Source organism: Parvibaculum sp. (assembly GCF_030694575.1).
Classification (GTDB): domain Bacteria; phylum Pseudomonadota; class Alphaproteobacteria; order Parvibaculales; family Parvibaculaceae; genus Parvibaculum.
On record NZ_JAUYUS010000046.1, the window covers coordinates 1 to 8,966 of the forward strand.

Annotated in this window: 10 protein-coding genes; 4 read left to right on the forward strand and 6 right to left on the reverse strand. The window is 64.1% G+C overall.

The window, feature by feature from the left end; genetic code table 11:
- The 6 genes from Q8S60_RS18955 to Q8S60_RS07115 all read right to left on the reverse strand — a co-directional run.
- Positions 1-160 (reverse strand): TetR/AcrR family transcriptional regulator (locus Q8S60_RS18955; protein ID WP_371134359.1); only part of this gene is annotated, 160 nt, incomplete at its 3' end.
- A gap of 28 nt (positions 161-188) precedes the next feature.
- Complete coding sequence (locus tag Q8S60_RS07095; protein WP_371134358.1) at positions 189-803, reverse strand: TetR/AcrR family transcriptional regulator; 615 nt, start codon at positions 801-803, stop codon at positions 189-191.
- Positions 804-980: 177 nt separating this feature from the next.
- The gene (locus Q8S60_RS07100; RefSeq protein WP_305276427.1) at positions 981-1,580 is read right to left on the reverse strand and encodes a class GN sortase; all 600 of its coding nucleotides are present in this window, start codon (positions 1,578-1,580) and stop codon (positions 981-983) included.
- Positions 1,581-1,600: 20 nt separating this feature from the next.
- Positions 1,601-3,868 carry a marine proteobacterial sortase target protein gene (locus Q8S60_RS07105; protein WP_305276428.1) on the reverse strand — a complete coding sequence of 756 codons (2,268 nt, stop codon included), beginning with the start codon at positions 3,866-3,868 and terminating at the stop codon, positions 1,601-1,603.
- 141 nt (positions 3,869-4,009) lie between these two features.
- Complete coding sequence (locus tag Q8S60_RS07110) at positions 4,010-4,624, reverse strand: glutathione S-transferase family protein (RefSeq protein ID WP_305276429.1); 615 nt, start codon at positions 4,622-4,624, stop codon at positions 4,010-4,012.
- A gap of 10 nt (positions 4,625-4,634) precedes the next feature.
- Positions 4,635-6,140, reverse strand: a complete 1,506-nt coding sequence (locus Q8S60_RS07115; RefSeq protein ID WP_305276430.1) for a PLP-dependent aminotransferase family protein — start codon at positions 6,138-6,140, stop codon at positions 4,635-4,637.
- 107 nt (positions 6,141-6,247) lie between these two features.
- Here Q8S60_RS07115 and Q8S60_RS07120 point away from each other — a divergent pair, with 107 nt between their 5' ends.
- The 4 genes from Q8S60_RS07120 to Q8S60_RS07135 all read left to right on the forward strand — a co-directional run.
- Positions 6,248-6,442 carry a DUF1272 domain-containing protein gene (locus tag Q8S60_RS07120; RefSeq protein WP_305276431.1) on the forward strand — a complete coding sequence of 65 codons (195 nt, stop codon included), beginning with the start codon at positions 6,248-6,250 and terminating at the stop codon, positions 6,440-6,442.
- Entirely contained in the window at positions 6,439-7,053 is a 615-nt protein-coding gene (locus Q8S60_RS07125; protein ID WP_305276432.1) for a pyridoxamine 5'-phosphate oxidase family protein, read from the forward strand. Before Q8S60_RS07120 ends, Q8S60_RS07125 begins: the two co-directional genes overlap by 4 nt.
- A 10-nt stretch (positions 7,054-7,063) precedes the next feature.
- Positions 7,064-7,687, forward strand: a complete 624-nt coding sequence (locus tag Q8S60_RS07130) for an FMN-binding negative transcriptional regulator (RefSeq protein WP_305276433.1) — start codon at positions 7,064-7,066, stop codon at positions 7,685-7,687.
- 98 nt (positions 7,688-7,785) lie between these two features.
- Positions 7,786-8,966: pyridoxal phosphate-dependent aminotransferase (locus tag Q8S60_RS07135; protein ID WP_305668457.1), on the forward strand; the 1,181-nt coding region annotated here is incomplete at its 3' end.

An 8,966-nucleotide genomic window follows, 5' to 3' on the forward strand; every position in this document is an offset into this window, starting at 1 on the left:
TGTAGAGCGTCGCCGTCGAAACGTCGGCGTCATGCGCGATTTCGGCCATGCCGGCGCCAGCATAGCCATGGGTCAGGAAATTCTTCCGGGCGGCATCGACGATGGCCGCGCGCTTCTTCTCACTGATTTTTCTCCGATGCGTGTCGGGTCCCGTCGGCATGATATTCGGCCGCGCTCATTGTGCTGCTTCAGGACCGATACATCTGCAGGTAAGCGTCGATGCATGCACCGAGTTTTGCCTCCAGATCTTCCGGCTTGCCGAGATTCTGGGTGAAGAGGGCGGGCCAGACAACAAATTCCTTCACCATGCCGCCCAGGTAACGCACGCCTGCCTCGGTGTCGTGCGGCTTGAGGTCGCCGCGTGCGACGAGCCCGTCCATCACTTTCCTGAAGTCATTGTAGTAACCGAGAATGCCCTTGTTGTAGACCTCAAGCGCGAGGTGCGGCACGGAGGGCACCTCGGCGATCACCATGCGGAGAAACTCGTTCATCTCCTCGTCGAATTGCTGACGCACATAGGCATTGCAGATGTGCCGCAAGACGGCGGATGCGGACTTGCCGCTTATGTCCGTCTGCAGAACTGTTTCGGTTCGCGTGCAGGCCTCATGGACGACTGCCGCGAAGAGTTCGTCTTTCGACGTGAAATGTTTGTAGAGCGTTGCGGTGGATACGTCCGCGTCCTTGGCGATCTCCGCCATGGCCGCACGACTGTACCCGCCCGAGAGGAAGTTCTTGCGAGCCGCCTTCAAAATGGAAGCGCGCTTCGTCTCGCTGACCGATCGTCTATAACTTGCAAGTCCCAACTAGCAGCCGCCTTGTAAAAGACCGTCAAAGGTCTTTGTGCCCCTAAAACAAATTATACGTCTCATATCATGCAGCAGATCAATGTCCGTTTGAAAAATCGTCGTCTTTCCTTAGGACATAACGTCATAGGGCAACTACGTAACAAGACGAGAAGCGGATCGGAGATTGTTCTGATTTCAAATCGCATCGGGCGACGGCGCGGCAAAAACCACGTAGCGCAGCGGTCCGCGCTCCCTACTGTCGAACGGATAGCAGGTGACAAGCGCCAGTCCTGCGGCGGCGAACGGATCGATGGAAGATTTTTCCGCGTCCACAATTACGATCTCGCCCGTCCTGTAGCGGTGGCTCACACCATCCGCCGTTACGACGATGACGTGGTCGTCATTTTTTAATCCGCGCAGGAATGAAAAGTGCGTGTCGCGATGGCCCGCGATGATTGACGTACCGTTGCCGCCGGGCGGCGGGGAGCCGAGGAGATGTCCCGGGCCGAAGGCGAGCGCTTCGCCGCTGGCGTTGGACAGCACGATCCGGCTCTGGCCGAGCCTCGGCACTTCGAGCTTTGCGACGGGCCATGCGTCCGCCCAGGGCCAGGCCTTGTGCGGCTTGCCGTCCGCCAGCGTCATTTGCCATGCGCGCTCGAGAAGTACCTGTGCCAGTTGAGCTTTTACGTTTATGTAGAGCCCCTGGCCGACTTGCCATACGCCCAGGCCGAGGCAGAGAAGAATGGCGGCGGCCCATGCGAGGGCCGCCACTTTCCGTTTTTGACTAAAAGTCATTTTCGATTTCTGACTAATAGTCACTGGCGATACCGCGCCCATGCGCCTGTCGTCCATTGGCGCTGCAGCCACCACAATGCCGCCAGCACCGCCGCGAGAAGAAGCGCGAGGGCACCGCTATGGATGAGCGCCGGCGCGTCCGTCGCCGTCTGCGGCAGGCTGAGACCGGCACCCGTCATGTCCGCTTCGGCAGGCGCGGCTGCCATGGCGAGCATCGGTGCGGCGCCCGCGGCGAAGGCCTGCTTCATCCGCGGCATGGCCTGCTCGCCGAAGACCTTCTCGTAGTCCCAGCCATCCGGCAGGTTAACGGGCATATCCTTCGACGTCAGTTTTGCACCGTCGGGCCGCGACGGTGTCACGTCGACGGCGACGAGACTGGTGCGGCGGCTCACGAGATTGTGATCGAGAGCGACGCGGAGAATTTCGGCATCGTTCTTGTCCCAATCGCCGGCGATCTGCGCATCGGCTTCCAGTTGGCCGATCTTGTTCCGTGCCCAGAGCTTGCCGATGCCGGGACGTGTTTCGCCAGCGTCGAGAGCCATGCGCACTTCCCAGGGCTCGCCCGCGACATCGCCCTTGAGGGTGAGCGTGCCGGTGGCTTTCGGCATGCGGGCGGAGAGCACCACGGGTTCGCCCTTGTAGAGATCGGGCACGGGGTTCGGCCAGCTCTCCGTCGTGCGGCCATCCGGCCAGGTGGCGGCGATATTCGTCATTACCGGGTTCTGCAGCTTTTCGAAGAGTTCGCTCATGCGCTCCGTCACCTGCGTCTCGGAGCCGATATGGGTGAAGGTACCGCGGCCCGCTTCGGAGGCGCGGGTCATGAAGTAGCTATTGGGGGCGGAGCCGATGCCGACCGTGAAGAGGCGCGAGCGGCCGAGATTGGCGGTGATCTCGTGGAAGAGTTCCGCTTCGTTGGAAATCGCGCCGTCGGTCAGGAACACGACCTGACGCAGTCTTGTGCCGTCGTTCACGTTGCGGTCGATGAGCGAGGCACGGAGCGCGGGGAGCATTTCCGTGCCGCCATTCGCTTCGAGGCTCTTCACGAACTTCTTCGCCACGGCAAGGTTCTCGCCATGTGCGGGCACGGCATCCGGGAAAAGAACGGTCAGCGTGTCGTCGAAGCGGATCACGTTGAAGGTGTCGCCCGGCTTCAGCCGGTCGAGCGCCCAGAGAAGGCTCTCCTTCGCCTGAACCATGGAGGGGCCGGACATGGAGCCCGAATTGTCGATGACGAAGATCGCCTCGCGGGGCTTCGCTTCCGGCTGCACGTTGCCCGAGGGCGGCGTCAGCATGACGAGAAGATAATCCTCATTGCCGACACGCTCGCGGAAGAGGGCGGCCGACGGCGCCTTCGAAGCGGCGGGCTTCCAGAGGAGTTCGAAATCCTTGTTGGCGGGCGTGAGTTCTTCGGCGAGCTTCAGCGTCGCCTTCTGCTTGCCGTCCCGGGTCAGCGCGATCTTGTGATGGGCACTCGTCACATCGCCGAGGGGGAAGCCTGCATCGAGCGAGACCGCGAGGCTTACCGGATTGATCCGGCCCATGTCGGGATGAAGCACCGGGGGCTGGTCGAGCGTGTTTTCGGGATCGGGCGCCTGCACCTCGCCCCAGCCGCCGCTGCCGGGCTGGAAGTCGACAAGCTGCGGGTCGGCGGTCTTCGGCGTGTAGCGCGGCGCGACGACCATCGGGAAGCGGAGCGAGAATTTATCGCCCTCGCGATGCACCGTCTGCTGATATTCGATCTGGATGACGATCGTTTCCTTCGGTCCGATGTTGGCGACCGAATTGGTGAAGACGTTGGGCCGCTGCTGTTCGACGAGGCTTGCCTTCCTGCCGTCGGCTTTCGCTTCCTCGTAGACGCGGCGCGCCTCTTCCTTTTCCTTGATCCTGCCTTCGATGACGCGGTCGCCGATCACCATCTTCAGGGTATCGACGGCGGAGTTTTCGGGCAGGGGAAAGACGTATTTGCCTTCGACCCAGCCATCGCCCGGATTGATGAATTGCTGGGTCACGCGCGTGCGGGCGATGGGCCCGGTGACGTCGATCTTCACGTCGGTCGCAAGCAGCGGCGCCGGCACATATTTTCCCGGTTCGGTCGAATTCAGGAGGAGTGCACCGCTTTCGACGTCGCCGAGGCGGACGAGCCCGGCCGGATCGGCGTGCGCCGCATGCTGGGCCAGGGAAGCGATGACAAACAGGAACGCGCAGACAAAGGTCAAAAACAATGCAAGCGAATGGGACCAGCCGCGCGGCGAGGCCGCCACGGCTGTGCGATGTGTGGTCTGTGACATGATGGTTCCCCGCGTGTATGTCGACGGCCTGGGGCAAGCCCACCTCAGGCGGACAAACTGTCGCGGGGAATTGGGGCGGATTAATTCTCTAATCCCGCCGGGAGCGGATCGTTTTCGCGGCTATTTTGTGTTCAAGCAGGCTCACACAGGCGGGCGCCAGTCCATCGGCACGTGGTTCGGGACGCTCCGTACCCGGTCCATCCAGTCCTTCAGGGCGGCGTAGGGCGCGAGATCGAAGGCGCCTTCATGGGCGACATGGGTGTAGGCGTAGAGGGCGATGTCGGCGACGGAATAAGCGCCGCCCGCGAACCAGCCGTGGCTTGCGAGATGCCGTTCCATGACGGCGAGCGCCTGATGGCCGCGCTCGTGCCATTCGGCAAAGCGGTCCTTCCGCTCCTCGCGTCCGCCCGGTTTGATCGTCCACCAGAAGCGGGCCACCGCGATATAGGGCTCGTGGCTGTATTGCTCGAAGAACATCCATTGCAGGGCTTCGGCACGGGCGAGCCTGTCTGTCGGCAGGAAGGGCGAGCCTTCCGCCAGATAGAACAGGATGGCGTCCGATTCCGCGAGGAAGCGGCCATCGTCCAGTTCGAGCGTCGGCACGCGGCCATTGGGATTGCGCGCAAGGAAGTCTTCCGTCCGGCTCTCGCCTTTCAGGATGTCGATGTCGACGAGTTCGAGGGGCAGGCCGAGCTGGCGGGCAAGGAGGCGGACCTTGTAGCAATTGCCGCTGTCCTGCATCTGGTAGAGCCGCATGGTTGTTCTCTCATATGTGCCTGGGACAGCCGGCGGCCTTCAGGACGGCGGCCAGCCGCTGGGCGGATTTGGCGAGGTCGGCCTCGGGGACCGAGGCATAGCCCATATACAAGCCCGGCCGGCCTTCTTCCAGCCGGTAGAGCGAGAGCGGGCTCACATGAATCCCGCCTTCGGAAGCCGCCTTCGCCATGGCCCTGTCGTCGGCGGTTTCGGCGAGGAAGGCGGAGAGCTGCAAGCCACCCTCGCCGGGTGCTGCGCGGAGCCAGGGCGACAATTCGTTTTCAAGCGAGCGCAGGAGAATGTTGCGCCGCTCGGCATAGAGCGCGCGCATGCGGCGGACATGGCCGCCGAAATGGCCTTCGCCGATGAAGTCGGCCAGGGCCGCCTGAACGGCGGCGGGGGGTACGTGACCGGTAATGCGGATGGCGGTGGCGAAGGCGTCGACGAGGTTTTGCGGGACGATGAGGTAGCCGATCTTCAGGGCAGGGAAGAGCGTCTTGGCGAAGGTGCCCATGTAGATGACGGTGTCGGCGCGGTCGAGGCCCTGCAGCGAGGCGATGGGACGGCCCTGATAGCGATATTCGGAATCGTAGTCGTCTTCGAGGATCCAGGCGCCGGAGCGGCGTGCGTGATCGAGGAGAGCGAGGCGGCGCGGGAGCGAGAGCGTCGCGCCGAGCGGGAACTGGTGCGACGGCGTTACATAGATGAGTTTCGGGGTTTCGTGACGCGCGATGCCGGCTTCGACGTCGAGACCTTCACCGTCGACGGGAACGGGGACGAGTTCGGCACCGGCGCCGAGGAATGCGCCGCGCGCGCCGAGATAGCCGGGATCCTCGACCCAGACGGGATCGCCCGGGTCGAGCAGCATCCGTGCCGTGAGGTCGAGCGCGCCCTGGGCGCCGACCGTCACGATTACCTGATCCGCCGTGCAGACGACGCCGCGTGCCGCGCCCGCATAGGCGGCAATGGCTTCGCGCAGAGCGGGAAGGCCCATGCCGACTTCATAGCCGAACAGGCCATTGCGCGGGTCGCGTGAATGACGCGCGAGGAGGCGGCCCCATAGCAGGGCGGGAAATTGGTCGATGGCCGGGAGGCCATGCTGGAAGGGCTGGCCGCGCCCGCGTATGTAGGTGGGGGCGAGGCGGCGGGTGCCGGAGAGCGCCTCGCCGCGCTTCGAGAGTTTCCGCGTGTTGCTCGCGGCGATTTTCGGCAGCGTCACGCGCGCCTGCCGGTCGAGCTGCAGCAGGCTGTCGGGCAGGATCGCCGCCACCTGCGTGCCCGCGCCGACCTGGCCCTCGAGATAGCCCTCCGCCGTCAACTGATCGTAGGCCGCGAGCACGGTGTTGCGGCCGACGCCGAGATCGCCCGCCAAGGTGCGCGACGAAGGGAGGCGTGCGCCGGGGTGAAGGCGGCCGTCCAGAATGGCGTCGCGCAACGCATCGTAGAGCTGGCGGTAGAGCGGCGACGGGGCCTCGTTGTCGAGGGCGATGGTGCCGAGGGGGAGGGGCATAGGCATGGCGGACGGTCCCGGTTTCGATGGTTCTATCATATTTCCATCAATGGACCTTTTGACAGGGCCAATTTCGACCAATAGTCCGGGCCGGAATTGAAAGGAGAGCGCCGATGCTCGAGATGAAACCGGCCTGCGAAAAATGCGAGGCGCCCGTGCCGAAGGACGGCGCGGCGGAAATATGCAGCTTCGAATGCACCTTCTGCCCGCCCTGTGCGGAGGCGATGGCGCATGTCTGCCCGAATTGCGGGGGCGAGCTTCTGCCCCGGCCGAAGCGGACACTGGACGTTCAGGAGGCTCGTCCATGAGCGACTACGAGACATCGGCGGCCTATCGCGTGAGGCAGGTGGCGAAACGCGCGAGCTACGACCGCGAGACCGTGCATGCGATTCTCGATGCGGGTTACGTGGCCCATGTCGCCTTCATGGACCAAGCGGGACCGGTGTCGCTGCCGCTCTTTTATGTGCGCGACGGCGAGAGCGTGCTGTTTCACGGCGCGCGCAAGAGCCGCTTCATGCGCGCGCTTGGCGGTGGCGGGCCGCTGTGCTTCACCGTCACGCATATGGACGGGCTGGTGCTGGCGCGGTCGGCGTTTCACCATTCGATGAATTATCGCTCGGTGATGGTGCATGGCGTGGCGGAGACGGTGGCCGATGCGGAGAAGCCGTTCGCGCTCGATCTCTTCACAGCGCGCGCAAGGCTGGGCCGGCCGCAGGAGACGCGGCCTGCCAATGCGCAGGAACTGAAGGCGACGGCGGTGCTGCGGCTGCCGCTTGTGGAGGTTGCGGCCAAGGTGCGGACGGGCGGGCCCCTGGACGATCCGGAAGACATGGACCTGCCGGTCTGGGCGGGCGTGGTGCCGATGCAGCTCACCTTCGGCGAGCCGGTGCGGGACATTGCCGTCGTGCCGGCGGATTAGGAGAAGGATCATGTATGTGCCACCGCGTTTCGCGCAGGCGGACCGGGACGAATGTGTCGCGCTGGTCGAACGGGAGCCGTTCGGATTGCTTGTGACAGCGGGCGCGGAAGGCGCGCCTTTCGCCACGCATCTCCCCCTTCATGCCGAGCGGCGCGGCGGGGAGGTTGTGCTTGTAGGCCATGTCGCGCGGGCGAACCCGCATTGGCAGGCTTTCGACGGCGCGCGGGAGGCGCTTGCCGTGTTCCAGGGCCCGCATGGCTATATCTCGCCCGCCTGGTATGCGACGCCCGGGCGGGTGCCGACATGGAACTACATTGCCGTGCATGCCTATGGCGCGCCGCGGATTGTCGGCGATGCCGGCGCCGCGAAGGCGGCGATTGCGATGCTCACCGATCGCTTCGAGCGCGCGCGGCCCGCGCCCTGGTCCGTGAACGGGCTGCCGGAACCCGACATGGAGAAGCTGCTGACCGCGCTTGTCGTTTTCGAGATGCCGGTGACGCGGTTTGAGGGCAAGTGGAAGCTCGGCCAGCACATGGCGGAAGGGGACCGCGCGGGCGCCGTCGCCGGGCTCGAACGGGAAGCCGGCGATCCAGCCCTTATAGCGGCCATGAAATCCGAAAAGGAGACGGTGTGAGCTTTGTCGGCTCAAGCCGCAGGAAGCCTGTTGCGCGGGTGGACGAGCGGGCTTAGGTTGCGCCCGTTTCTTCGGTTCGCCCTCAATGGAGATGTATCATGGGCTTTATCTCGGACGCGCTTAACCGCATTCAGCCGTCGGCGACCATCGCCGCCACGCAGAAAGCGCGCGACCTGAAAGCCCTGGGCCGCGACGTGATCTCGCTTGCCGCGGGCGAGCCGGATTTCGACACGCCCGACAACATCAAGGAAGCCGCCATCAAGGCGATCCGCGAGGGCAAGACGAAGTATACGGCGGTGGACGGCATTCCTGAGCTGAAGGCGGCGATCTGCGCCAAATTCAAGCGCGAGAACGGGCTCGACTACCAGCCGAACCAGGCCTTCGTCGCGCCGGGCGGCAAGCCGATCATCTATAACGCGATGATCGCGACGCTGAATCCCGGCGACGAGGTCATCATTCCGGCGCCCTACTGGGTGTCCTATCCCGACATCGTGCTGCTCGCGGGCGGGACGCCGGTGACGGTCGACACGACGCTGAAGAACGGCTTCAAGCTGCAGCCGGAGGAACTGGAAAAGGCGATCACGAAGAAGACCAAATGGCTCATCTTCAACTCACCGTCCAACCCGTCGGGCGCGGCCTATACGCATGCCGAGCTGAAGAAGCTCACCGATGTGCTGATGAAGCATCCGCATGTCTGGATCCTGTCGGACGACATGTATGAGCACCTGACCTATGACGGCTTCAAGTTCGCGACGCCGGCTGAGGTCGAGCCCGGGCTCTACGAGCGCACGTTGACGATGAACGGCGTGTCGAAGGCCTATGCGATGACGGGCTGGCGCATCGGCTATTGCGCGGGGCCCGAGACGCTCATTAAGGCGATGACGAAAGTGCAGAGCCAGTCGACGTCGAACCCGACATCGATCAGCCAGTGGGCGGCGGTGGAAGCGCTCAACGGTCCGCAGGACTTCATTCCGACGCGGGCGGCGAGCTTCAAGGAGCGGCGCGATCTCGTGGTGTCGATGCTGAACCAGGCGAAAGGCATCAAATGCCCGACGCCGGAAGGCGCCTTCTATGTCTATCCGTCCTGCGAGGGATGCATCGGCAAGGAGACGACGGTCGGCAAGGTCATCGAGAGCGACGAGGACTTCGCGCTGGCGCTGCTCGAAGCCGAAGGCGTTTCGGTCGTGCATGGCGCGGCGTTCGGCCTGTCGCCGTTCTTCCGGATTTCCTATGCGACGTCCACGGAAGAACTGACGGATGCCTGCGAGCGCATCCAGCG

What these genes read in the sequence shown, in the direction of transcription:
- Q8S60_RS07100 (WP_305276427.1), bottom strand. Translation starts at nt 1,580, where the DNA reads ATGACTTTTAGTCAAAAACGGAAAGTGGCGGCCCTCGCATGGGCCGCC.
- Q8S60_RS07105 (WP_305276428.1), bottom strand. Translation starts at nt 3,868, where the DNA reads ATGTCACAGACCACACATCGCACAGCCGTGGCGGCCTCGCCGCGCGGC.
- Q8S60_RS07110 (WP_305276429.1), bottom strand. Translation starts at nt 4,624, where the DNA reads ATGCGGCTCTACCAGATGCAGGACAGCGGCAATTGCTACAAGGTCCGC.
- Q8S60_RS07115 (WP_305276430.1), bottom strand. Translation starts at nt 6,140, where the DNA reads ATGCCTATGCCCCTCCCCCTCGGCACCATCGCCCTCGACAACGAGGCC.
- Q8S60_RS07120 (WP_305276431.1), top strand. Translation starts at nt 6,248, where the DNA reads ATGCTCGAGATGAAACCGGCCTGCGAAAAATGCGAGGCGCCCGTGCCG.
- Q8S60_RS07125 (WP_305276432.1), top strand. Translation starts at nt 6,439, where the DNA reads ATGAGCGACTACGAGACATCGGCGGCCTATCGCGTGAGGCAGGTGGCG.
- Q8S60_RS07130 (WP_305276433.1), top strand. Translation starts at nt 7,064, where the DNA reads ATGTATGTGCCACCGCGTTTCGCGCAGGCGGACCGGGACGAATGTGTC.